The 26,434-nt window shown below is 50.8% G+C and carries 11 protein-coding genes; 3 read left to right on the top strand and 8 right to left on the bottom strand.

The features are described 5' to 3' along the window. Positions 1–15: 15 nt before the first annotated feature. From PRU_RS06090 to PRU_RS06070, 5 genes are read right to left on the bottom strand one after another with little or no spacing between them, the layout of a single operon-like run. The gene (locus tag PRU_RS06090) at positions 16–2,199 is read right to left on the bottom strand and encodes a GH92 family glycosyl hydrolase (RefSeq protein ID WP_013065110.1); all 2,184 of its coding nucleotides are present in this window, start codon (positions 2,197–2,199) and stop codon (positions 16–18) included. After that, positions 2,200–4,548, bottom strand: coding sequence for a glycoside hydrolase family 3 N-terminal domain-containing protein (locus tag PRU_RS06085; RefSeq protein ID WP_013065738.1), 2,349 nt, complete (start codon positions 4,546–4,548; stop codon positions 2,200–2,202). It lies immediately after the preceding gene. 2 nt (positions 4,549–4,550) lie between these two features. Beyond that, complete coding sequence (locus PRU_RS06080; protein WP_013064749.1) at positions 4,551–6,356, bottom strand: alpha-L-fucosidase; 1,806 nt, start codon at positions 6,354–6,356, stop codon at positions 4,551–4,553. 11 nt (positions 6,357–6,367) lie between these two features. Further along, the gene (locus PRU_RS06075; protein ID WP_041385820.1) at positions 6,368–8,644 is read right to left on the bottom strand and encodes a GH92 family glycosyl hydrolase; all 2,277 of its coding nucleotides are present in this window, start codon (positions 8,642–8,644) and stop codon (positions 6,368–6,370) included. A 26-nt stretch (positions 8,645–8,670) separates the two neighbouring features. Further along, on the bottom strand, positions 8,671–10,041 hold the full coding sequence (locus PRU_RS06070; RefSeq protein WP_013064128.1) for an alpha-L-fucosidase: 1,371 nt from the start codon (positions 10,039–10,041) through the stop codon (positions 8,671–8,673). A gap of 115 nt (positions 10,042–10,156) precedes the next feature. On the opposite strand from PRU_RS06070, the gene PRU_RS06065 reads away from it, so the two are divergent. Beyond that, positions 10,157–13,687, top strand: a complete 3,531-nt coding sequence (locus PRU_RS06065) for a glycosyl hydrolase 2 galactose-binding domain-containing protein (protein ID WP_177168148.1) — start codon at positions 10,157–10,159, stop codon at positions 13,685–13,687. Between the two features lie 55 nt (positions 13,688–13,742). Here the strand turns inward: PRU_RS06065 and PRU_RS06060 are convergent, their stop codons facing one another. The 3 genes from PRU_RS06060 to PRU_RS06050 form a co-directional block, all read right to left on the bottom strand. Continuing rightward, positions 13,743–17,270 (bottom strand): family 78 glycoside hydrolase catalytic domain, encoded by a 3,528-nt coding sequence (locus PRU_RS06060; protein WP_148214881.1) that lies wholly within the window; start codon positions 17,268–17,270, stop codon positions 13,743–13,745. Between the two features lie 91 nt (positions 17,271–17,361). Beyond that, entirely contained in the window at positions 17,362–19,077 is a 1,716-nt protein-coding gene (locus tag PRU_RS06055; RefSeq protein ID WP_013063733.1) for a SusD/RagB family nutrient-binding outer membrane lipoprotein, read from the bottom strand. A gap of 49 nt (positions 19,078–19,126) precedes the next feature. Next, complete coding sequence (locus PRU_RS06050; protein WP_013065521.1) at positions 19,127–22,489, bottom strand: SusC/RagA family TonB-linked outer membrane protein; 3,363 nt, start codon at positions 22,487–22,489, stop codon at positions 19,127–19,129. 236 nt (positions 22,490–22,725) lie between these two features. Here PRU_RS06050 and PRU_RS06045 point away from each other — a divergent pair, with 236 nt between their 5' ends. Further along, complete coding sequence (locus tag PRU_RS06045; protein WP_013063899.1) at positions 22,726–24,903, top strand: GH92 family glycosyl hydrolase; 2,178 nt, start codon at positions 22,726–22,728, stop codon at positions 24,901–24,903. A gap of 27 nt (positions 24,904–24,930) precedes the next feature. Continuing rightward, on the top strand, positions 24,931–26,409 hold the full coding sequence (locus tag PRU_RS06040) for a glycoside hydrolase family 125 protein (RefSeq protein WP_013064663.1): 1,479 nt from the start codon (positions 24,931–24,933) through the stop codon (positions 26,407–26,409). The last annotated feature ends 25 nt before the right edge of the window (positions 26,410–26,434 follow it).

The raw sequence follows: 26,434 nt of genomic DNA, 5'->3' as shown, positions 1-26,434 counted from the left end.
TTTCATGTTTCATGTTTAATGCACCAGCTCGCTATGCGAGATGCGATATTTCTTGAGGGGTTTGGTGCCATCGATGATGATGTCGCCCTTGGGGTAATAACGCTTGTCGAGATGCAGCGTTACCTTATCGAATACCGGTTTGGTAAGCGCGTAGCTGGGTGTGCCAGGGCAATCGGGATACAAGCCCATCATCGAGAAGATGAGCCATGTTGACATGGTGCCGCAATCGTCGTTGCCTGGAATGCCGTTGGGCTTATCGCTGAAGTTTTTGTTAATCAGACTGGTAACAATCTTCTCGGTGCGCCATTCCTCGCCTTTGAAATAGGTAAACAGGTAAGGGTAGGCAATGTCGGGTTCGTTGGCAGGGTCGTACAATCCCTCGTCGAACACGCGCTGCAGCTTCTGCACAAACTTCTTGTCGCCACCCATCAGGCGTGCCAGTCCCTTGATGTCGTGAGGCACGTAGAAGGTGTAGTTCCAGGCGCTGCCCTCGTGGAATCCGGGCGCATTCGAGAAGTCGGCACCATCCTTGGGATCGAAAGGTGTGAGGAACGTGCCATCCTGATTGATAGGGCGCAGCGTACCCGACTCCTTAGAATAGTAATGACGGTAGCCCAGACTCTGTTGGCGGAATCGCTTGGCATCCTGTTTCTTACCCAGAGCCTCGGCTAAGTTTGCCAGCGAGGCATCGGCAATATAGTACTCCAAGGCGTGCGATACCGAGTTGTCGCCCGACATATCGGCGGCATATTCGCCCATAGGCACGTAACCGCGCTTGTAGTAGTTGTCAACATCGGGGCGCATCTTGTTATCCTTGCCAGGCAGGGTGGCCGACTTATAGAAAGCCTCGTAGGCGGTGTCGATATCGAAATCGCACAGCCCCTTCAACCAGGTGTCGGCAATAAAGGGGATGGCAGGATCGCCCTCCATCGTCCAGGTTTCGCGACTGTACAGTTCCCACTTTGGCATCCAGCCCCATTCCTTGTACATGCCAATCATAGAGCGTACCATATCCAACTGCTTGTCGGGGTAGAGTAGTGTCATCAGCTGACCCACGTTGCGGTAGGTGTCCCAGAGTGAGAATACCGTATAACGGTTGCCTTTGTTGATGTTTCCAATCTTAAAGCTCTCCATTTCGGGGTACTGGCCGTTAACGTCCTGCAGGATGTTGGGGTGAATCTGGGTGTGATACAGGGCGGTGTAGAACATGCGGCGCTGGGCCTCGGTGCCACCCTCGACGGTAACACGGTTCAGCGTTTCAGCCCAAGTCTGACGGGCCTGCTGACGGGTGTTGTCGAAAGCAAATTGGGGCTGTTCGGTGTTCAGGTTCTGGCGGGCATTCTCGATAGATACGAATGATACGCCCATCTGCACCTCAATCTGTTCGCCCTCGGCACAATCGTAGTTGAAATAGTAGCCTACATCATCGCCAGCCAGCTCCTTGCCGTAGGTGGTGTAGAGCTTGTATTTGCCCTGATCGGGGTCCCAGTCTTTTTCGGGTCCGTCCATCGGTGGCTGCTTTTTCCAGTAGCCTGCCGATACGGGGTGTTTGTTAACTCGCATCACAAAGTAGATGGGGAACACGGCCTGCGGGTTGTAGCAGAAGGTGCCCACCAGGCGATAACCCTCAATCTCGGTATCGCTGACACGGCGCACCATGCCACCTACCTCGTTGGTGAGTCCGTTACCCAGGTTCAGCAGGATATGACCCTCGCCTTTAGGAAAGGTGAAACGCTCGGCCGAACTGCGGGTGGTGGCACTAACCTCGCAACGGATGCCGTACTTTTTCAGACTTACGGCATAGTAGCCAGGGGTGGCCTGCTCGTTGCTGTATTCCGAGCCGTAGTGGCGGTAATCCACATCCAGTTTGCCGGTGGTAGGCATGGTGAGCAGGGTGCCCAGTTCGGGACAACCCACACCACTCAGCGTTACATGGGCAAAGCCGGTGAAATACTTGTTGTTATATTCGTAAGGCGCCGACCACCAGCGCTTATCCTTATCGTACATGTTCAGGTCGCTACCCATCACGTTAAAGGGTACCACACTCATCATGCCATTGGGGCACACGGCACCTGGATTGCATACGCTGTAGTTGGTGGTGCCGATAAAGGGATCGACGTAATCCACGGGCTGCTGGGCGCTGATAGACAGAGAGCCTAAAATGTAACAATTTAAAAATGTAAAAATGAGCTTTTTCATTTAATTCTGGGTAAATGTGGCTTTAAGAATAATGTTATCCGAGCTGGGACCTATCATCACGGTAAAGTCGCCAGTCTCTACGACGTGGTTCATCTCTTGGTCTACAATCTCCAGGTCCTCGGCTTCGAGGGTGAACGATACCTGCTTGGTTTCGCCCTTGGGGATGAAGATACGACTGAACTTCTTGAGCTGCATCATAGGCTGGGCAGTAGAGGCAAACTCGTCGTGCAGATACAGCTGCACCACCTCGTCGCCATCCATATCGCCGGTATTGGTAACGTTGAAGGTTACCTTAAACTGGGTATCGCCAGTCTCCTCGATGTTCAGGTCGTCGTACTTGAAGGTGGTGTACGACAAGCCGTAGCCAAAGGCATACAGCGGACGGGCACTCATCTCTACATAATCGTGTGGCATAGGTGGCTTCTTGTTGTAGTAAACTGGAATCTGACCTACGTTGGCGGGTACCGATACAGGCAGGCGTCCGGCTGGGTTATAATCACCAAACAGCACGTCGGCAATGGCGGTACCACCTTCCTGTCCGGGATAGTAAGCTGTGAGTAGCGCATCGGCATGCTGGGCGGCCCAACTCTTATCCATGGGACGACCTTCGATATATACCACTACCAGTGGTTTACCGATAGCCTTGAGGGCCTTGAGCAGCTGCATCTGATGACCCAATGGGGTGAGGGTGGCACGGTCGAATCCTTCGCCGCAGTCCATATCGCTGATAGTCTTGCTGTCGGTAACAGCAGCACCGGTCTCCTTATAGCTGGTCTTGAAGTCGCGGGCACTCGAACCGCCTACAGCTACCACGACGACATCGGCCTGTTTGGCTGCAGCTACTGCCTCGGCAATGTTCGATGCGGTGGTGTCGCGTACGGCACAACCCTTGACGTAGGTTACCTGACTGGCTGGCAGTTTGCTGCGGATGCCAGCGAGGATGGTTTTTACGTTGCCTTCTTCCTGTGGTGCGGTATAGTCGCCCAGCATGTTATACACGTTGTCGGCATTAGGTCCGCACACCAGCACCTTCTGGGTTTTACTAAGTGGCAGCACGTGGTTCTGGTTCTTAAGCAGGGTGATAATCTCGCGAGCCACCTGCAGGGCAACAGCCTTGTTGTTATCGCTGCGAACCAGCTGCTTGGCCTGGGCTGCATCTACATAAGGATGCTCAAACAAGCCCATCTCGAACTTCATCTTCAGAATGCGCTTGACAGCTACATCAATCTCAGCCTCAGTTACCATGCCTTTCTGTACGGCATCTTCCAATCTGCCGAAAGCCAGGGCACCAAGGTCGGCATCAACACCTGCCTTCAGTGCCATCACACCTGCTTGCTGCTTGGTCTCGGCTACACGGTGGGTGCCATGGATACCGTCGATGCTATACAGGTCGCTGACTACAAAGCCGTTGAATCCCCACTGGGTGCGCAGCAGGTCGGTAAGCAGCGCCTTGCTGCAGGTGCTGGGGATACCATCCAGCGAGTTATAGCTGGTCATCACCGACAGGGCGCCGGCATTGATGGCTTTCTTGAATGGGGGCAGGAAACTCTCCTGCAACTCGCGTGCACCGGCAATGGTGATACCGCCATTCTGTCCGGCCTCGGTGGTGCCGTAGCCGATGAAATGCTTCAGTGTGGCGATGGTGCTATAGGGCTTCGACAGGATGCCGCCACCCAGTCCTTTTACCATGGCAGCACCTAACTCGCCTGCCAGTACGGGGTCTTCACCCATCGTCTCCTCGACACGCGACCAACGGGGCTCGCGGGCCAGGTCTAATACCGGACCATAGCTGATATGGCCGCCCTGCAAGCGGATTTCCTGACCAATCACCTCGCCGGTTTTCTCAATCAGGGCTGGGTTCCAGGTGGCAGCCATACCGAATCCGGTGGGGAATACGGTAGTGCCGATAGCCATATGTCCGTGGGGTGCCTCTTCGGCTAAGAACAGGGGGATACCCAGTCGGGTGTGCTCTATCACATACTTCTGCAGGGCATTACCAGCCTTGGCTGCCAGTTCGGGGTTGAGTCCGTTCTCGAGCGACTTCTGTGTCCAGGGGTCGGCACGGTAGGTACCCCAGAGCATACCTATCTGTCCTTCGGCAATATCCTTCTTAAACAGCTCCGAGGGTTCTACATTCTTTCCTTTGATGGTGTAGTAGTTCCATGCCAAGGTGCAGCGTAACTGGCCCACTTTCTCCTGCAATGTCATACGACTAACCAGGTCGTTTACACGCTGTTCTACCGAGAGTTTCGGGTTCTGGTAGGGCAGTAGCTCCTTAGCTTTCTTTTTGGCGGCCGACAGGCTCAGGGCCATGCAGCAAGCCATTGTTGATATCAGTATTCGTTTCATGTTTACAGAATGATGAGTTTATCGTAAGATGCTGATTCTGATTCGTTAACCAGGTGTACGGCTTTCAGCTGTACGTAACGGCAGTCGGCGGGTGCAAAATACACATCCTGCATAATGGGGTTGTTGCGGATGTTCGAGAACTCGCCTGCGGCAATACGCTTCATGTTGTCGAGGGTATTACCAGCCCATATCTCGTAGTGCGAGATCATACCAGTGGTGGTAGGCTTGTAATGCAGCGAACGTATCTGACGGGTGCGACCCAGGTCGATGGTGATGGCTTTGGCATCCTGCTGCTGGATGGTGTAATCAAAGCCTTTCAGATTCAGTTCCTGCTGCTGGTAGCTCTCCATAGCCTTGGGGGCATAGTAGGCACCGATGCCGTTGATGCAGAGCGGACCACGAGCCTCGTCGAAGCATACACGCAGCTTCTTGGCGGTAATGGTCTGGAAGCGCAGCAGGCGTTTGTAACCGATAGTGGTAGTAGCCTCCTTGATGCTGACGGGCTGCCATTTGCCGCCGTTAAAGTACTCTAAGTGGAACTTGCTAACACGCTGACCCAGAGGAATATACTCCTGCAGCATGATACGGTTAATCTTCTGCGTACCTTTGAGTGCAATCTCGAGTGTAGCAGTAGTTACACCGTCCTCGGTAGCCCAGTAGGTATCGTAGTTGCCGTCGGTCAGATTTGCCGTTGCGTACAGTTTCTTATCACGTACGTTCGAGGCTTTGATGCTGACTTTACGCAGCAGGTTGTTACTCAGTTCGGCAGCTACCTGCTGGTGATAGTTCACGGCATTAGCCGAGTCGATAGGATGGATGAGTCCTTCCTTATCTACGGGGAAATTGAGCAGGAATGTGCCGTTATGACCTACGCTACGGTAGTACAGGTCGGTGAGCTGTGGGATGCTTTTTACACGGGCATCCTCGCTCTCGTGATAGAACCACCCCGGACGGATACTAGTGTTGCACTCCGAGGGAACCCAGGTGTCGCCATCGGCATGTCCGCTGGTCAGCTCGTAGTACTTATCGTAACCAGGATAAACCTCGTTGATTCGCAGGAACGACCAGTTGGTGGCATCGGCATAACCCTCTTCGTTGCCAACCCAACGGCAACCGGGGCCGCCATCGCTAAAGATGATGGCTTGTGGCTGATGCTTATACACCAGTTTGTGGGCACGGGGGAAATCGTAGTAGGTACGGCGATCAATCTTGCGCTGCTCCTTGGCACCGCCATACCAGCCATCACCACCGTTGGCACCATCGAACCACACCTCGAAAAGCTCGCCATACTGGGTGAGCAACTCCTCGAGCTGGGCATAGAAATACTCCACATAGAGTGGGGTGCTGTAGAATGCCTGATGGCGATCCCATGGCGAGAGATACAGACCCAGTTTCAGGCCGTACTTCTTACAGGCGGCTGCCAACTCGCCTACAATATCGCCCTTACCATCCTTGTAAGGCGTATTACGAACGCTGTAGTCGGTGTACTTGGTGGGCCACAAACAAAAACCGTCGTGGTGCTTAGCGGTGAGTATCACGCCTTTCATACCGGCAGCCTTGATGGTGTGGGCCCATTGCTCGGTGTCGAGCTTGGTGGGGTTGAAATCACTCAATGGCGCATCGCCATAGCCCCACTCGCGATCGCCAAAGGTGTTGGGACCGAAGTGGATAAAAGCATAAGTCTCTAACTTCTGCCAAGCCACCTGATGGGCTGTAGGCAGGGGCGCAACTGGTGCGGGGGCCTGCTTCTGGGCAAAAGTAGGGAGTAGTAGGAAGTTAAAACTGAATAGTAAAAGTAATTGTTTCATATTTTGTGTTATTATTGTGCATTCGAGAATGAATACGGCGCATCCTGTGGTTGGGTGCCGCGCTGCTTGTTGGCGGTGGTACTCATACCGAAACGGATGGTAGCGCCCTGCATCAGCTGGTTGTGATCCAGGTAGTTATGCTGGTAGTCGGCGCCGTTCAGCGTCATTTGCTGGATATAGCAGCCTTCGCCGTCGGCATCGATAGAGAGCGTATTGCCGTTCTCCAGGTGTACGGTAGCCTGCTTAAAGTATGGGGTACCAATCACATACTGGTTGCTACCTGGACAAACGGGATAGAATCCCAGAGCCGAGAACACATACCAGGCCGATGTCTGTCCGTTGTCTTCATCGCCGCAATAGCCATCGGGGTTGGCATTGTACATGCGGTTCATCGTCTGGTTAATCCAGTACTGGGTTTTCCAAGGCTCGCCGCTGTAGCCATACAGATAGATCATGTGCTGTATGGGCTGGTTGCCGTGGGCATAGTTACCCATGTTCATAATCTGCATCTCACGGATCTCGTGGATGGTAAAGCCATAGTAGCTGTCATCAAACACGGGAGGCAGGGCAAATACCGAGTCGAGCATCTGATTAAAGGCTGCCTTACCACCCATCAGGTTGATGAGTCCCTGTGGGTCGTGGAATACCGACCAGGTGTAATGCCATGAGTTACCCTCGGTAAAGGCATCGCCCCATTTCAAAGGGTTGAAGGGCTTCATGAACTCGCCATTCTTCAGGCGACCTCGCATCAGCTTGGTCTCGGCATCAAACAGGTTCTTATAGTTCATGGCGCGCTTGGCAAACACGTCGATCTCTTTTTTCTTTTTTCCTAAGGCTTTACCTAACAGGTAGATACACCAGTCGTCGTAGGCATACTCCAGGGTGCGGGCGGCATTCTCATTGATTTTTACATCGTAAGGCACATAACCCAACTTGTTGTAGTACTCGTAGCCCAAACGGCCTGTGCTGCTCACTTCGGGGTGTACAGCCTGGGTGCCGTGAACCACAGCCTCCCACAGCTTGTTGATATCGTAGCCACGCAGACCCTTCAGGTAGGCATCGGCTACAATCGAGGCAGAGTTGTTGCCTACCATACAACCACGGTGACCTGGACTGGCCCATTCGGGTAGGAAACCGCTCTCCAGATAGGCATTCACCAGTCCTTCCTGCATCTTGGTGTTCATCGAGGGATAAACCAGATTAAGCAGTGGGAACAGGCAGCGGAAGGTATCCCAGAAACCGGTATCGGTAAACATATAACCCTTACGGACCTCGCCGTTGTAAGGACTGTAGTGGATGGGCTCGCCCTGGGCGTTGAGCTCGTAGAAACTACGTGGGAAGAGCACTGAGCGGTACAAGCAGCTATAGAACGTGCGCAGGTGGTCGATATCATTATCCTCGATCTCGATACGTCCCAATACCTCGTTCCAGCGTTTGCAGCCGGCAGCTTTTACTTGCTGCAGCGAACGCTTGCCAATCTCGTTGAGGTTCTGCTCGGCTTGCTCCAGACTGATGAATGATGATGCCACACGGGCACATACCTTCTCGCCTCTACGGGTTTTGAACGATACGATGGCACCGGCATGATGGGCTGTCATCTCCAACTGATTGGTAAAAATGCTATCCTGCACCGTTACGCTGCTGGCGAATGGCTTATCGAACACCATCACAAACCAGTTCTTGAAGTTCTCGGGTACACCGCCGCTGTTCTTGGTGGTATAGCCTATCACCTTATTCTCGGTGGGGATGATTTTTACGTACGAACCTTTATCAAAGGCATCAATCACCACGTTGGCCTCATCAGTCTCGGGGAAGGTAAACTGCATCACAGCAGCTCGCTCGGTAGGAGCCACCTCGGCAGTTACATCGTAATCAGCCAGATACACGCTGTAATAATAGGGTGTGGCTACCTCGGCCTTATGCGAGAACCAGCTGGCACGCTTGTTTTCGTTGAACACCTTCGGACCTACCGTGGGCATCAGCGAGAACTGTCCGTAATCGTTAATCCAAGGACTGGGCTGGTGGGTTTGCTTCAAGCCGCGAATCTTGTTGGCGGTATAGGTGTATTGCCAGCCATCGCCATTCTTACCGGTCTGCGCTACCCAGAAGTTCATACCCCAGGGCATGGCTACAGCAGGGTAGGTGTTACCTGTTGAGAGGTTGTAGTTCGACTCGGTACCTACCAAGGTACTCACATAATCCACCGGCTGCATCTTAGCAAAAGCAACCGACTGACATGTTAGAAGTGACAAGGCAATGAAAGCCTTCTTCATGCTTAATGTCTTCATAAGTTCAAAGTTTAGTTTTACAAGTGTTATTCTATTTCAAGTGCAATCGACTGCTGTGGCAGCTGCTTGGGCAGATAAACGGTTACCTGATTGCCCTGCAGCTTGTATTTTACACGTTTGCCGTTGCTAACCAAACGGATGGCTTTCTTTGGCAGATTCTGGCTCCAGGTGATGCTGGTAGGCAGTTTCTCGCCATCGTTCAAACGGTAGATGGCATAGTAGCGACTACCATCCTTGGCTTTGGTGAACCATACATTACCCTCGTTGTAATAAGGGGTGATGGTGGTGTTATAGATGGCTTTACCGTTCAGCTTAAGCCAGGCACCAATGGCATTCAGGCGCTTCACGCTCTCAGGCTCGATCAGTCCTTCGGGAGTAGGACCAACGCCTAACACCAGGTTTCCACCCTTGGCAACAATCTCGATGAGGGTGCCAATCACCTTCTCAGGACTCTTGAAACGTGGACGTGGTACCCAGCCCCAGTCGTCGCTCAGAGGGATACAGCTCTCCCAGGGGAAATCCAACTGTGTCTCAGGGATGGTGCGCTCGGGTGTCTGGTAGTTCTCGTAAGGACCATGGATGGTACGATCTACGATAATGATGCCAGGCTGATTCTTACGGGCGATACGGGCCACCTCGGGCATATCCAGATCCTGACCGCGGTTTTCTTTAGCTACCCAGCCGCCATCGAGCCACAGGATATCTACCTTACCGTAACGCGACAGAATTTCGTTCATCTGATTGTGGGTGAACTTCTTGAACTGCTGCCAGCGCCAGGGGTGCTGATCAACGGGATAGTTCACGTTGCGACCTTTCTTGGCATACACATCCCACCAGTAGTACTGCGAGTGCCAGTCGGGCTTAGAGAAGTAGGTACCGATGGTGAACTGCTTCTGGCGGAAGGCATCCAGCACATGCTTCAGCACATCGCGACGTGGATCGTCCTTAAAGGCGTGCTTGGCAATGGTAAAATCGGTCTCCTGTGAATCCCACATACAGAAACCATCGTGGTGCTTGGTGGTGAAAATCATATATTTCATACCCGCATTGCTGCAGGCCTCAGCCCACTGGGTAGGATCAAACTTGGTGGGTTTCAGCTCATCGGCCAGTCCGAAATACCAGTCCATATACTGCTGATAGGTGCGTGTAGAGTCGCGGGTTATCCAGTTCTCGTCGCAGATAGCCCATGATTCTACCATGCCTGGTACGGCATACAATCCCCAATGAAACAGCACGCCGAACTTCAGGTCCTGCCATGCTTTAAGATTCTTAACTACCAGCTGGTCGGTTGGCCACTCGTAGGTTTCGGAACGCTGATGAATCTCGTTATCCTGTGCGCCTACCGTCAGGCACACTGCCAGCCCTAAGGCCAGACATAATCTTCTTGTTTTTAGCATAAATAGAAATTGTATATTAGTTATGGTTGCAAAGATAGCAAAAAAATGACGAAAGTTTAGTATGGTATCCATTTTTTTTGTACTTTTGTGCACAAAAATCAGAAACTACGACAATATGAAGTATCTTACAGCAATTTTTTCGTGTATCGGTATGTGCGCTGTGGCTGCACCTCAACCAACTGATTACACGCGTGGCATCGGACAGTATCCGGGTGCCAAGAGTGAGTATTACGCACCCACACTGAGCTGGGTGGAGAATGGCCAGACATTAACAAATGTAGCACGCCACCGTGCGGTCTGGGCTTCGTCGGCTATCGACTACAACCTGACGGCACATCTGGTAACAGATGGTATCTGCGATACTGCCGATCCCATCCTGCTGAAGGTTTCTACCCAGGATGGTGTGCTGCCCCGTAAGGAGGCAGAGTGGGCTATCGATGGCGGTGCCTATTCAAAGAATATCCTGATGGGCGAGAAGACCTGGCTGCAGTACGACTATAGCGGTGCCATGACAGTAAAAACTGCCGGGGTACGTGTGGTAGGTATGATGGCCTATAACGACCAGCTGGCTACCGAGGGCTACAGCATTCGTTGCGAGGCTTCGGAAAATGGAAAAGACTGGCAGGTGGTTGGCGAACTGAAGGGCGACAAACTGCCTGGTAAACCACTGTATTATAAGTTGCATTCCGACCCCAACAAACAGACCGAGGAGAGCCTGTTGCCAGCACGCCAGTTGGATGAGCTGATTAAGTTTAAAACACCTGTAAACACCCAGCATCTGCGTGTGGTCATGGATATGACTGGCGCTGCCCACTGGGACGTGTACGAGTTGCAGTTCCAGAATGCCATCGGCGAGTATGTAGAGCTGTTGCCATCGCAGCAGTTCAGCAGCGTATGGATGAGCGATGGTGGCGGCGAGCAGTGGATATACACCGACCTTGGAAAGAGTCTGCCTATCGAGCAGATTAATCTCGACTGGCTTTATGCCCCCAAGAAAGGCATCATTCAAATATCCGACGACGCCCAAACCTGGAAAAAGGTGGCATCTCTCAATGGTCAATCTTCAATGGTCAATGTTCAATGTACTGCCCGCTACGTGCGCTTGCTCCTCCAGGAGCCCGGCGAGGCTGGCTGCTATGCTCTGCGTGAGTTGGAGGTGCTGTCGAAGCAGAAACAGGTTTACACCCCACATGCTTTGGCTGGTATGAAGAACGGACGCTACGAGTTGAGTGGCGGCATGTGGCAGTTGCAGCGTGCATCGGAGGTGGATGCCCGTGGCGAGCAGATTGCATCGGCTGATTATGATAGTAGAAGTTGGGTGCCTGCTACAGTTCCTGGCACCGTGCTGGCATCGTTTATGAATATCGGTGCTGTTCCCGATCCAAACTATGCCGACGATATCAATCAGATTTCAGAATCATATTTCCGCTCAAACTTCTGGTACCGTCAGGAGTTCAACGTAGAGCGTATTGATGGCGAGCAGCAGTGGCTCAACTTCGATGGTATCAACTGGAAAGCTAACGTTTATCTGAACGGACAGCGTCTGGGCCGTATCGAGGGTGCCTTTATGCGTGGCAAATTCAATGTAACCGGTCTGCTGCATAAGGGTAAGAACTACCTGGCAGTAGAGGTGGAGTGCAACAAGTACTTTGGTGCCGTAAAGGAGAAGGACCGCAACACCACACAGTTGAATGGTGGACTGCTTGGTGCCGATAATCCTACCTTCCATGCTACCATCGGATGGGACTGGATTACCACTGTACGTGGACGCGAGGTTGGTATCTGGAACGAGGTTTATCTCACCTCAACAGGTAATGTGACTGTGAGCGATCCATATGTAAAAACCAAGTTGGCTGCTGATGGCAAAACCGCCAGTGTAAAGCCTGCTGTGTTTGTACGCAACAACGATAACAAGCCAGTTACTGGTACCCTGAAGGGCTGGATTGGTGACGTGAAGTTTGAGAAGAAGATGACGCTGCCTGCCAACACCGAGCAGGAGGTAAGCTTCTGTCCTCATTGCAACAAGCAGTTGACCAGCAGCGACTTTAAGTTGTGGTGGCCTAATGGTTACGGCGAGCCTAATCTGTACGAGGCTGGCTTTACCTTCACCCCTGATAACGGCGTGGCATCTACCATCAACTATCAGGCTGGTATCCGCGAGATGAAATACGAGGGTCTGAAGGATTCGCTCATCATGTATATCAATGGACGCCGCTTTATTCCACTGGGTGGTAACTGGGGCTTCGATGAGCACAATCTGCTGTACCGCTCACGTGAGTACGATATTGCTGTAGGGTATCACAAGGAGATGAACTGCACCATGATTCGTAACTGGGTAGGACAGATTGGTGACGAGGCTTTCTACGAGGCTTGCGATAAGCATGGTATCATGGTATGGCAGGACTTCTGGTTGGCTAACCCAGCCGACGGACCTGATCCTCACGACGATATGCTGTTCCTGAGCAATGCACAGGATTATCTGCGCCGTATCCGCAGTCATGCCAGCATTGGTATCTGGGTAGGACGTAACGAGGGATTCCCACCTGAGGCTATCGATCGCAAGTTGCGTGAGTATGTACATACCCTGTCGCCTGGATTGGAGTTTATCTCAAGCTCGGCTGATGATGGTGTGAGTGGTCACGGTCCATACTGGGCACTGCCTATGAAGGAGTACTTCTCTCGTCAGAGTGGTAAGATTCACACCGAGCGTGGTATGCCTAACGTGATGAATATCGAGAGTTTGAAGCGTACATTGAGTCCTGATTCACTCTGGCCACAGAGCGTACAGTGGGGTATGCACGATTACACCCTGTTAGGTGCCCAGCGTGCCCGCGAGTTTAACGGACTGGTAGAAGAGGGACTTGGCAAGGCTAGCAGCGCCGAGGAGTTTACCCGTTGGGCTCAGCTCATTAACTATAACGGTTATCGTGGCATGTACGAGAGCACCAGCAAAAGTCGTGCAGGACTGTTGATCTGGATGAGTCATGCTTGCTGGCCATCGATGGTTTGGCAGACTTACGATTACTATTTCGACCCCACAGCGGCTTACTTTGGTGTAAAGAAGGCCTGCGAGCCCTTACATATTCAGTATAACGCTCTGACGGATAGCGTTGAGGTAGTGAACCACTCTGCAGGAAATGTGGCTGGTATCACCGCTACAGTAACGGTATTCGATCTGAATGGTAAGAAAGTGCGCCAGCAGAAGGTTCGTTTGAATAGCAACGAGGATACCACCAAGGCCATCCTGAAGTTGGCTAAGTTGCAGGCTCAGGCGCCATCAGATGTATGGTTCCTGCGTTTGACACTTGCAGGTAAGCGTGGTGTGATTTCTGAGAACGAGTATATCATGGGCAAAGAGGAGAATAATTTCCGTGCCCTGAACACCCTGCCAAAACCAGCCTTGCAGCAGAGCGTAAAGGTTACTGGTACCAAGGCTGTTGTGACATTGAAGAACACTGGTAAGTCGGTAGCTCCATTCCTGCGTATCAATCTGAAGGGTGCCGATGGCGAGCAGATTCTGCCTGTGATTTACAGCGATAACTACTTCACCTTGATGCCTGGCGAACAGAAGGTGGTTACCATCGAATGGAAAGCTGAGGATGGTAGAGGTCAGAGTCCTGTGATTGAGGTAACTCCGATTAACTAATCAGATATTCCAAAAAGAAAGCCGCTCTTCAAAATGCTGAAGGGCGGCTTTTTTGTTAGAGTTTCTTTTGTAAGTGGTAAGTGCCACTTGGATATGTCTTCGGGGTTGTCTCGCCGGGTAGGGTAACGATGGCGGTGGCTCCTTCGGGAACGGTGAAGTTCCACAACCACAGGTCGCCTTCGTATTTCCATTCGCTCTTAATCAAACCGGCTGCCGACTGGTATTCGGCCTTCACAAAACCTAAGCGCTTGTCGGGTACGGGTTTCATGATAATCTGCTTAAAGCCTGGCACCTGGGTGTCGGTGGCAATACCGGCTGCAGTCTCCCAAATCCACTCGCATACGGCACCGTAGGCATAGTGGTTAAAACTGTTCATGCCGTTAGGTCCTAAGCCATTATCGCGACGGTAGCTGTTCCAACGCTCCCAGATGGTGGTGGCACCGTTGTCAATCGAGTAAATCCAACTGGGGTTCTTACGCTGGAAAAGCAGCTCGTAAGCAATATCTACCAAGCCGTTTTCGGTGAGTGTAGCCATCAGGATACTGGTGCCTAGGAAACCGGTCTGCAAGCAGTTGCCATGTTCCTCAAAATTCTGGCGCAGGCGCTGAATCATACGCTCCTTGGCAGCACCATCTACCAGACGGTTCTTCAAGGCAAACAGGGCAGGGGTTTGCATGGTGTTCAGTACGGCAGTCTTAAAGGTACCATTCTGATTCAGGAACTGCTGCTTCAGATAGGTCTGGGCAGCCTCTGCCATCTGCTGGTATTTCGAGGCATCGCGACCTGTTGCCAGTGCCATGTCACGCATCATCTCGGCATCAATCTGCCAGTAGCAGGCACTCAGGTAATTCCAGTAGGCAATGGCATCGGGACGTGGCTTCCAGTTCTCGTCGAAAGCGAGGTTAATACAAGTCTCCAAAGCCTCGCAGCTCAGCCAGTCGGCCCATTGGTAGTTGCCATTCTCTTTTACGAGTGCCTCGTGGTTGTATTTCACCTCGTTGATGTGATTCATGAAGCGTTCCATCGCTTCCCAGTTCTCATCTACGATGGCTTTATCGCCAAACTGCTTCCATACTGTCCATGGCACAATCACACCGGCATCGGCCCAACCCAAACGCATCATCTCATTACCATACTGGGCAATAGGCGATACGCCTGGGAATCCACCTGTAGCACTCTGTGAGTCGCGTACATCGCGGGTCCATTTATGGAAGAATCCGTCGGTATTAGCAAAGAACGAACCGGCTTCGGTAAACACTTGAGTATCAGCCATCCAACCTAATCGCTCATCGCGCTGCGGACAGTCGGTAGGAACCGAGAGATAGTTAGAGCGCTGGCCCCAAACGGTGTTCGAAATCAGCTTGTTAATCAGGTCGTTACCTGTGGTGATTTTACCTATTTCCAGACCTTTGGCTATGCTGGTTACAGGCAGTGATTCAACGCGTTGAATCTCTACCTTATCGGTAGCGGTTACCGAGATGTAACGGTAGCCAAAGAAGGTGCAGTGGGGATAGTAGCTTACAAAGCTGGGGTTGTTGGCAAAGGTGTAATCGATGCGGATACCGGTGTTCTGGATACGCAGGTTGCGACGATGCACGCTACCTTCTGGTCCGTCCATGCCACGGCGCTCGGCACCGTTGCCATCGTTCAGGATTTCTGCTGGCAGACAAGTCAGGGTAGTACCTTCGTTGGCTTTAAAGCTGAAGCATGGTACACCTGATGTATTCTGTCCGAAATCTACAACCAGCGTTTCGCCAGGATTCAGAGTGATGGTTTCGCCCAGGGCATAGTTGCGTTTGATGGTAACCTTACCATATTCGATATCCTTCTTGTCGGCGGCTTGCTTCTCGCCGGTTACACCTTGCCAGATATAGGCCATGGCGGGGCGTAATGCCAAGTCGCGACGCAGATAAACCTCAGCACCATCGGATGGTACAATCTCGCCAGTAAACTCGCTATTTACCTCGGGAGTTGAGAGTTTTTCAGGGGTAGCAAATCCAGGCAGTTCGCGGGCATCAAAAGCCTCGCCATCAAATATACCGGCGTGCTTTACCTGACCTGCAATACCTGCTTTCCAATCCTTGCAGTTGGTGCCGTAGTACTGTTTGGTGCCATCGGCAAATGTCAGTTCCAATACACCACGGAAGGCACACTTCTTACCAATCATACCTTCGTGATCGCCTGGAGTGATAATCTTATCAGCCCACCAGCCCGGTGTGACCTGAGCCGAGAGTACATTCTCGTTACCAGTCTGCTTCTGGAAAGCCTCGGTGATATCGTAAGTAAACGAACGCTTGGTTTTGGCGTAGTGTGTAAATCCGGGCTTCAGGATTTCGTCGCCTACAGGTTGTCCGTTCAGGTAAAGTTCAAACACACCTAATCCCGTTGTCATCCATTTAGCTTGGGTTACGGGCTTTTCGTTTTTGATGGTAGATACAAACCAGTTAGCGCCATCTGCAGCACGAATCACCTGGTCGGCACGGCCTGTTACTATAGGGGCATTCACAACCGAAATCCATTCGGTATTCTGCCAGGCTGATGTGTTAAGGGCTGCGGTTTTATGGCCTACAGTGGTGGACTGCTCTAATAGCATTTTACTCAGCAGCGAACTGAACTCACCCGTTCTGTCGTTCGAGTATTCCCAGTACATACCGCCACACAGGTTGTTATCCAGGATATACTGACAGATGGCACCTAACGAACGTGTGGTTTCGTAAGCCCATACAAACTCGCCCTTTTCGTTGGCAATATAATCGGCTTGTGCCACATCGCTCCACTGACGTGTGTAGCCAACGGGCAGGATACCCGTACGCAGATATTCGTCAACACCAGCGTCCTGTCTTCTGCCTTTTTGGTAGAAAGGCATTCCCATCACCAGCTTCTCCTTGGGAACACCAGCCTTCAGGTGTGCCTCGACAGCTTCAGAGCCGGTGCAGTAACCTGAGATAGGCGAGGGGTAGAGGGCAGCATGGTGTGCCTTATTGGGATCGCTCATATCATACGACATCACATTCACCAAGTCGAGATAAGGCAGACATTTCTTAAAGTCGATATACTTTGCGGTGCAGATGGTGGCGATGGTAAGCAGTTTCTGTTTTCCTAACACACGGCGCAGTTCCTTCATCAGCAGTGTAAAGTTATCGATATCGTGGGGTGATGACGAGATACCAGCCTCGCTTGATGACGGGTATTCCCAGTCGATATCGATACCATCCAGTCCGAACTCATCTACAATGCGTTTGCAGTCCTTGGCAAAGGCAGCGCGGTTCTGTTTGGTGGCAGCCATTTCGCTGAATCGTCCTGCTGTCCATCCACCAATCGACAGCAGCACTTTTAAGTCGGGGTTCTGCTGTTTCAAACCAGCAATCACCCGTAGGCGTTCTGGCTTCTGGATATCTACACCATTAAATGTTTTGTTGACTGTTCCGAATGCATAGTTGATGTGGGTCATCAACGTAGGGTCTGGAACGTCGTTAGTACCTGCGGTGACGTAAGCCACCACCACACGATTCATTACTTGCTTTCCGGCATCAGCATGCCAGAAGGCCATCAGTCCGATAAATAGTAAAAGTAGTCTTTTCATTTTTGTTTTTGGGTTTATCGCTGCAAAGATAAACAAAAATCCCGAAACCCGCAAAGGGTCTCGGGATCATTATTGTGTTTCAGCCTATTTTTTAATAGAGTGAGTAGTAGGTCTGCTTAGCCCAGAACAGGTTAGTGTAGTAACCAGTGCTCTCTGAGTAGTTGATAGCCTTAGCAGCCTCGCAGTTGTCCTTGTTGAAGTTCAACTCGTCGCTTGGGTAAGGCAGACGGTTTGGAGGAGTAGGATAGTCAGCCATCTGGGTGTCCTTAGCAAACTTCACGTTGGGGAATCCAGTACGACGGTTCACGTTCCAAGCCTCGAGCTCGTTCAGGAAGCTGAAGTTCAGCCAGAGCTGAGTAGCTACACACTCCTGAGTGGCCTTCCAGATCTTGTTGGCATAAGCCTCGAAGTCGGCAGTTGTAGGAACAGTGAGTGCACGGAAACCACGATAAGAGTCGTTACCCTCCACGTAGAGTGAAGAAGTGGTCTTCATGTTCCAGTAGTATTCGTTAGAGAGTACTACACCCTTGATGAAGTTCTCCTTAGCAGCAGCCTCGTTGGCAGCTACACCGTAACCCATCAGGTAAGCCTCGGCCTTGCTCAGTGCAACCTCGGCAGCATTGATCCAAGTGCCGTTCAAGTTGGCGTTACCCTGATAAGCAGCCCAACCAGTGAAGGCGATGGTGTCAATGCGGCAGTAGTAGTTAGAGGTGGTGATACCACGCTCAACATACTCCTTATTCTTCTCTTCGGCGATGTTGTCGATTTCGTTGCTTGTGAGTGAGTTATCGTAAGCAATATAAGCGTCGTCTGGGTTGCAGTCATAAACAGCAGCCAGACGTGGGTCAGTGTTCTCATCGGGCACACCGTTAGCAGGAACGTTCATGGCGTCGAGCATAGCCTGTGAACCAGCAGCCATTGAGCTACCTGCCAGAGCCTGAGAAACACCCTTACCATAGTTGAAGTGATCAGTTGCAGTATCACCGTTCACACCGATGTTCTGACTATTGTTCTCAATCAGAGGATACTGAGTAGGATTACTCAGCAACTCCTGGATAGCGCTCTTTGCCTCAGCAACCAGGTCACCATTGGTAGCCAGGTGCAGGGCGATGCGCAGACGGAGTGAGTTTACATAACGCTGCCAGATGTCAACAGAACCAGCTGCAGAGCTGAAGTCCTGACGCTTCAGAGCAGCAACACCTGCGGCATTCAGGTTGCCAGCGGCAAAGAAGTCGCCAGCCTCCTTCAGGTCAGACAGAATCTGCTTGTAGATCTGTACGTCGTCGTCGTACTTGGCAGATTTCTTAGCGCCATCATAGTCACCAGTCTTCCACAGTGTGCCAGCACCAGAGTAGGGGGCATCTCCCCAGATAGAGAGTACCTCGTGGAGCTGAGCCTGCATGATGGTACGACCCAGGAGTAAGAAAATCTTGTTAGCCTCTTTCTCGTCGTCGGAGAGGTTGTTGTATGTATCCTCCAGCACACGATACTGAGTTAGCATGTTATAGAAATCCTGCCAACGGATATTGAAGTATCCCTCGCTGGCACCACGGAAACGACCGCGGCCATTAGCATTACCAATTACACCTGAGAAGCAGCCAGAAGTGCTTGACTGTGTGTAATAGCGCCAATAATCAAGGTTCATCCAGCGGTTACCGGCATCAAGCACGCCGGTGAACACCTGTGGAACGCTTACTGTTGTTGTCTTTGATGGATCTGCATACTTCTCGTTGAAGTCCGAATCAGAGCAAGATACGAGAGACATCATTCCCACTGCGGCAAAGACTGTAAAAAATATCTTTTTCATAAATCTTATAATCTTTTAGTTAGTTTCAAATGTTCTATTGCACCATCTATTAGAAGCTTGCACGGAGTGAAACACCGAATGTGCGTGCGCTGGCAGTTGAACCACCAACCTGTGCCTGATAGATCCAGTTAGTACCATCAGTAGTCTCAGAATCGAACAACTTCAGTGTGCGATAGAGATAGAATGGGTTACGTGCAAATGCAGATACTGTGAGGTTGCTGCATCCGAAACGCTTGGTCCACTGGGTAGGCAGCTGATATGACAGGCTGATCTCACGACACTTCACGTAGCTGTTCTTCTGGATAGCCTCCTGATAGCTCTGAGTAGCGCTGGTACCCCAACCGTACTGCATATCGTTGATAGCAAACTGAGTGGTGATGATGTCGTTAGGAGTTCCGTCCTCCTTAACACCTGGCTGGATAACACCGTTATCCCATACATAGTGACCATCGATCATGGTTACACCACGCTGGTAGTTAGGAACCTGTGAAGGATCAACACGTACGATGCTGGCCTTATCGTCAACACTCTCGGTAGTGCTGTAGTAGAAGATACCACCGCTCTGGTAGTCACGAGCACCAACAGCGTCCTTGATGATACCGGTATCCATGTAGTACTGCCAAGGCTGGTTGATAACGTCGCCACCGATACGGTAGTCGAAGCTCATATCCAGTGTGAAGTTCTTATAGCTTACCGAAGCAGCGAATCCACCAACGGCATCAGGCATAGCGTTACCTACCTTATGACGCTCAGAAGTATCGGTGATGTACAAACCATCCTCGCCTACGATACGGTTACCGTTCTCGTCGGTCTTCCAAGTGTATGTGTAGAAGTCGCCCATAGGTTCGCCAACATGCGATTCGAGGGTTGCAGCACCATTATCCCAGTTAGCATGAGAAAGAACATCCAGACCGTCGGCCAGTTTCTTTACCTTATTTTTATTAACAGCGATGTTAGCACGCAGGTCAACACGCCAGTCCTTATTCATGAATGGAGTTCCATAAATACTGAACTCAGCACCTGAGTTAGTCAGCTCACCTACGTTCATTAGCATGCTCTGAGCACCCATAGAGTAGGCAGAAGTAGTCTGCAGAATCTGGTCCTTGATATCATTATGGTAGTAAGAGAACTCGAAACCTAAGCGGTTGTTGAAGAACTTGCTCTCGAGACCAATCTCGAACTCGTACTTCTTCTCAGGCTTGATGCTCTCGTTACCTACTGATGTTCCCATGTAGTTATATACATAGTTGTCGCCGTGCTGCAGGTTACCCTGGCTGTATGCCAAGTTAGCGCGGTAAATCTCAGGAGCGTTACCTACGATACCGTAAGAAGCGCGAATCTTACCATAGTCGTACCAAGAAGGCTTGTTGTCCTTCATCAGCTCTGTGAAGAGGATGCTGGCACTGGCTGATGGATACCAGAAAGAGTTGTTGCCCTTCTTCAGGGTAGAAGTCTTCTCATTGCGGATAGTACCCTCGATGTATGCCCAGTTGTCGAAGCCGTAGCTGGCGGTCAGGAACATACCTGTGCGTAGCAGGTCCTGCTTGTTCATGTTGGCATTCTTAGTACCTACAGATGCAGCGAGGTTAAACCAGTTCTCCTGGCTCAGACCCTGACTGGTGCTAACGCTTGACATGTAGTATGTCTCCTGACGTGCGTTGTAACCGAAGTTAGCCTGTACGTTGTGGATGTCAGCAAATGTCTTGTCGAAGCTCAGCATCACGTCACCGTAAACAATCTCGTACTTGCTGTTCTCCAGTGCGTAAGCATCGCTATACTGTCCGTTGGTAGAGAAGATGTGAGCATTCTCTGCGCGGTTCATGTTCTCAATCTTATCCGATGTCAGGTCGGTAGCGATACGTGCACCCAGAGTCAGTCCAGGGATAATCTCCCATGTTGGGTTGATGCTACCGATGAAACGCTGGTGATCCTCGATCTGCTCCTTACCCAAGATATTCCAGAAGTACTCGCTAATCAGCGATGTAGAACCCATTGGGGTGTAGAGGAACTGTTCGTCGGGAGTCAGTGTGTTGGTGGTACCGCCGTTAGCTGCATAAACGCTATTCATATAGCCCAGGCTGGTCATGGTGTGCTCACGGATGTACTTTACATCAGTGAAACTACCAAACATACCACTGTAGTTCTGTACGATACGGCTGATACGATAAGGACGGTTCTTGATGTACTGCTTCTGATAAGTAGCGGTGTAGTTCAACTTGATGGTATTGGTGATATCGAATGTACCATTCAGGTTGAAGTTGTGCTTTGCAGAGTTATACTGCATGGGCTTCGAATCGTTGAAGTTGTACGAGAAGCGGATGTTGCTACGCTCAGAGCTGTTGGTGATGGCTACGTTGTAGTTCTGGTTGAAACCAGTGCGGAATACCTCGTTCCACTGGTTGCCACCGATAGGTGCGTATGGACGCTTGGTACCATCGAAATAGGTTACCTCTCTGCCATCGTAGCGTGGACCATACGAATAATAACGAGCCTGTGCAGGTGTAACAATCGAATTTCCATTTCGATCGAATCTCGATGTGTTGAAACCTGTTAAGGCTTCTGGATCCTTGTTGCTACCATATGCCCAGTTGTCAAAACCAGGACCGAACTCTGTCTGCATGTCAGGCATGTAGGCAATCTTATCCCAGCTAACGTTAGCGCTGAAGTCAACACGTGTACCTGTACCCTTGGCAGCCTTCTTGGTGGTGATCATCACAACACCGTTGGCAGCCTCTGAACCATACAGTGCAGAAGCGGCAGCACCCTTCAGGATTGAGATGTTCTCGATATCCTCGGGGTTGATGTCGATCAGACCGTTAGAGCGGATACGCTGGTTGTCCCAGTAGCCCTCGTTATTGGTGTTACCATTGTGGATGGGCACACCGTCCATAACGATGAGAGGCTGGGTGTTACCGGTGATTGACGACATACCACGTACCGAAATAGATACAGCAGATGTGTTACCACCAGGAGCCGACTGGATGCGAACACCAGGAGCCTTACCATACAGGGCTGATGCGAAGTTAGAAGCACCAGTCTTGATCAGCTCATCACTGTTGATCGAGCTGATGGCGTAACCCAGTTTCTTCTGGTCTTTCTTGATACCAAGAGCTGTTACAACCACCTCGTTCAGGGTAGTAGCTTCTTCCTCAAGAACAATTTTGAGAACTTTGCCTGTCTCGGCTTTTACCTGTTTTGGGGCAAAGCCAATGTAGCTAACGTTAAGTGTAGCACCATTGCGACAAGAGATGGTGAAGTCGCCATCATAGTTAGTAACCGTTCCGGTTTGGGTGCCTTCGGCCTTAATGGTGGCTCCGATAATCGGGTCACCCTTAGTGTCGAGAACACTTCCCTTAACCGTAACATTCTGTGCATTGACAACTGCTGCAAAAAGCAGACAAATGGCCATCATACACGCTCTCATGTGAGAGCTAAGAAAGTAATTTCCCATTTTCATGTTGTTGGTTTTAATTAATTGAATAGTAATTATAGTTATAAAAACGGTGCAAATCTAAACATAATTATACAAACTAGCAAGACTTTTAGGTTAATTTAGGTTAAATTCATATAATAATCTTGCATTTTGTTCTGTTATCGTACACTATTTTATAATTTTGTAAGCGAATTGCTAATATACCTATTTAAATTATGAAATGCTTAAATAAATTTATTCTGGCGTTGACCATGACTGCAGTGTCTGGTCAGGTTATGGCGGCAGATGCTTGCCAACACAAAAACGAGTTTACTAATTATGTTAATCCCTGGATTGGTACCGGAGGTCACGGTCACGTATTCTTGGGTGCAAACGTACCCTTTGGCGTGATACAGCTCGGCCCCACAGAGCACACCCATGGATGGGACTGGTGTTCGGGCTATCACATCAGCGATTCGGTACTGGTAGGTTTTGGTCATACCCACCTGAGTGGTACGGGTATCGGCGATCTGGGTGATATCGGTTTCCTGCCAGTGGCTCATTGCAGCGCTACCGAGACTAAGTTCTCACATGCCAACGAGTCGGTTCGTCCTGGTTACTATGCCATTCGTTTGCAGCAGCCTAATGTATTTGTTGAGCTCACTGCAACTAAACGCGTTGGTTTCCACCGTTATACATTCGGTGCCGACAATCATAAAGGTATGCTGCGTATCGATTTGCGACAGGGTACCGGTTGGGACAACTGGCGTAAGAGCGGTTTTTCTGTTGAGAGTCCTACCATGGTTACCGGCTTCCGTCAGTCGTCGGGTTGGGCCCGCAATCAGCATGTGTTCTTTGCAGCCGAGTTCTCAACCCCTGTAAAAGTGAAGAAGCAGGTAGGCGACTCTATCATGGTGCTTACCTTCGAGGATATCTCAAAGCCAGTGATGGTAAAATGTGCCATCTCGGCAGTAAGTGTCGAGGATGCCAAGGCTAACCTCAAGGCCGAGCTGCCAGGTTGGGATTTCAAGGCTACCGTAGCTGCTGCTAATCAGGCATGGAACGACGAGCTGGGTAAGATTGATGTAGATACCGACGATGAGACCGTTCGTACCATCTTCTATACAGCCCTTTATCACACCATGACTGCACCATCGGTGTTCAGCGATGTTACAGGCAACTACCGTGGTGCCGATGGTAAGGTGCATCATGGCGACTTTACCAACTATACCACCTTCTCGCTCTGGGATACCTATCGTGCAGCTCATCCTTTGATGACACTGATTCATCCTGAGAAACAGAAGGATATGGCTGCCACCTTCCAGCACATCTTCGAGCAGCAGGGCAAGCTGCCTGTATGGCACCTGATGGGTAACGAGACCGACTGTATGGTGGGTAACCCCGGTGCAGCTGTGCTGGCCGATATGGTTCTGAAAGGTTTTGTAACCGATAAGGAGGCTGCCTTTAATGCGATGAAGACATCGGCTATGCTTGATGAGCGCAGTATGGATCTGCTCAAAAAGTATGGCTATCTGCCTTACGATAAGGACTCTACTTTCCAGACTGTGGCTAAGGGCTTGGAGTATGCCCTGGCTGACGACTGTATCGCCAAGGTAGCTAAGCTGTTGGGTAAGAAGGCCGATTACAAGTACTTCTACAACCGCAGTCGTGGCTATAAGCATTATTTCGATCGCAAGACTCTGTTTATGCGTGGACGCGGTAGCGATGGTAGTTTCCACGAGCCATTCAATCCATTCAAGAGTGTACACACCGCCGACGACTATACCGAGGGTAATGCTTGGCAGTACACCTGGCTGGTACCTCATGATGTACACGGACTGGTTAGTTTGTTCCCCAGCGAGAAGCGTTTTGTTGAGAAGTTCGATTCACTCTTCATCGTCAGTGGCGATATGGGTGCCGAGGCTTCGCCCGATATCTCTGGTCTGATTGGACAGTATGCACATGGCAACGAGCCTAGTCACCACATATTATATATGTATAACTACGTAGGTCAGCCCTGGAAGGCTGCCAAGTTGCTGCGCCAGACCATGAGTGAGCTCTACTTCAACGATTTCGACGGTCTGTCGGGTAACGAGGATGTAGGTCAGATGTCGGCTTGGTATGTCATGTCGTCGTTAGGTCTGTATCAGGTAGAGCCTGCAGGTGGTAAGTACATCATCGGCAGTCCACTCTTCAACGAGGCAAAGGTTAACGTAGGTGGCGGTAAGACATTTACTGTTAAGGCTCATAACAACAGCAAGGAGAATATCTACGTACAGAGTGCTAAGCTCAACGGCAAGCCTTATGCTAAGTCGTACCTGATGTTCCAGGATATCGTAAAGGGTGGTGTACTCGAACTCGAGATGGGCAACCAGCCTTCAGCATGGGGTACTCAGATTAAGAATCGTCCTTAATTTTAGTGAAGAGTGAAAAGTTTTGTGATGATTAGATATACGCTAAGTGTGAGCTGTGTGAGATGGTGTTTAGTGATACTTTTCACTATTCACTGTTCACTATTCACAGCCTCAGCACAGCAAGTCAATGCCCGATACACCTCTGTGGTTTCCGACAATACTAAGGTGTATCCTTCCAAACGCCCACCGGTTGCCGAGCGCCTTTTTACGTCGGATGCCGTAGAGGCCAAAATCCGTGAGGTGCAGAAACTGCTGAGTGGCAATCCCCGTCTGGCTTGGATGTTTGCCAACTGCTTTCCAAACACCTTGGAATCTACCGTGCATTACCGTGTGGTAGATGGCGAGGATGATACCTTTGTATATACCGGCGATATCCCTGCTATGTGGCTGCGCGATTCGGGTGCTCAGGTATGGCCTTACGTGCAGTTGTGTGCCAAGGATAAGAAGCTCAGAAAAATGCTGCGTGGTGTGATTCTGCGCCAGCTGAAGTGTATTAATATAGATAGGTACGCGAATGCCTTTAACGATGGTCCTACCGGTGCCGGTTGGCAGAAGGATGTGACCAGGATGACGAAGGATGTTTTTGAGCGTAAGTACGAGATCGACTCGCTGTGCTATCCCGTGCGCCTGGCTTATTGGTATTGGCTGGTAACGGGTGATGCTACAATCTTTGGCGACATCTGGTTGCAGGCAGTTGATAACATCGTAAAAACCTTCCGCGAGCAGCAGCGTAAGGATGGACATGGTCCGTACCGATTCTTCCGTATGACCGATCGTACCTACGATACCGTGGGATGGAATGGCTACGGCGCTCCAGTAAAACCTGTTGGCTTGATAGCCTCGGTATTCCGTCCTAGCGACGATCGTACCTCGTTACCTTTCCTGGTGCCTTCTAACTTCATGGCAGTATCATCGCTTAAAAAGATGGCCGAGATTCTCACTAAGGTTAACGCCAAGACCGAAAAGGCTGCCGAGTGCCAGGCTTTGGCCAGTGAGGTAGTAACCGCCCTGAAGCAGTATGCCGTGGTTGATCATCCTAAGTACGGAAAGATTTATGCCTACGAGGTGGATGGTTTCGGTAATCATCTGTTGATGGACGATGCCAACGTGCCCAGCTTGTTGGGTATGGGTTACTTAGGCGATGTGCCTATGGACGATCCTGTCTATCAGAATACCCGTCGTTTTGTGTGGAGCGAGGATAACCCCTGGTTCTTCCGTGGCAAGGCAGGCGAGGGTATAGGCGGTCCGCATATCGGTTATGATATGGTATGGCCCATGTCGATTATGATGAAGTGCTTTACCGCCACCGATGATGATGAGATTCGCTGGTGCATGCGAACCCTGTTAGCTACCGATGCCGGTACAGGTTTTATACACGAGAGTTTTAATAAGGATGATGCCAACGATTACACCCGTCCGTGGTTTGCTTGGCAGAACACACTCTTTGGCGAGTTGGTATTAAAACTCATAGCTGATGGCAAAACCGAGTTATTGATTAATCTATAAAAAGAATCCCGCTTCAAACAAACTG

Source organism: Xylanibacter ruminicola 23, assembly GCF_000025925.1.
Lineage (GTDB): Bacteria > Bacteroidota > Bacteroidia > Bacteroidales > Bacteroidaceae > Prevotella > Prevotella ruminicola.
This window is presented reverse-complemented; position numbering and strand designations above follow the sequence as displayed.

Coding starts and splice junctions, on each gene's coding strand:
- PRU_RS06055 (WP_013063733.1), bottom strand. CDS start 19,077: ATGAAAAAGATATTTTTTACAGTCTTTGCCGCAGTGGGAATGATGTCT.
- PRU_RS06075 (WP_041385820.1), bottom strand. CDS start 8,644: ATGAAGACATTAAGCATGAAGAAGGCTTTCATTGCCTTGTCACTTCTA.
- PRU_RS06080 (WP_013064749.1), bottom strand. CDS start 6,356: ATGAAACAATTACTTTTACTATTCAGTTTTAACTTCCTACTACTCCCT.
- PRU_RS06070 (WP_013064128.1), bottom strand. CDS start 10,041: ATGCTAAAAACAAGAAGATTATGTCTGGCCTTAGGGCTGGCAGTGTGC.
- PRU_RS06060 (WP_148214881.1), bottom strand. CDS start 17,270: ATGAAAAGACTACTTTTACTATTTATCGGACTGATGGCCTTCTGGCAT.
- PRU_RS06090 (WP_013065110.1), bottom strand. CDS start 2,199: ATGAAAAAGCTCATTTTTACATTTTTAAATTGTTACATTTTAGGCTCT.
- PRU_RS06065 (WP_177168148.1), top strand. CDS start 10,157: ATGAAGTATCTTACAGCAATTTTTTCGTGTATCGGTATGTGCGCTGTG.
- PRU_RS06040 (WP_013064663.1), top strand. CDS start 24,931: ATGATTAGATATACGCTAAGTGTGAGCTGTGTGAGATGGTGTTTAGTG.
- PRU_RS06085 (WP_013065738.1), bottom strand. CDS start 4,548: ATGAAACGAATACTGATATCAACAATGGCTTGCTGCATGGCCCTGAGC.
- PRU_RS06050 (WP_013065521.1), bottom strand. CDS start 22,489: ATGATGGCCATTTGTCTGCTTTTTGCAGCAGTTGTCAATGCACAGAAT.
- PRU_RS06045 (WP_013063899.1), top strand. CDS start 22,726: ATGAAATGCTTAAATAAATTTATTCTGGCGTTGACCATGACTGCAGTG.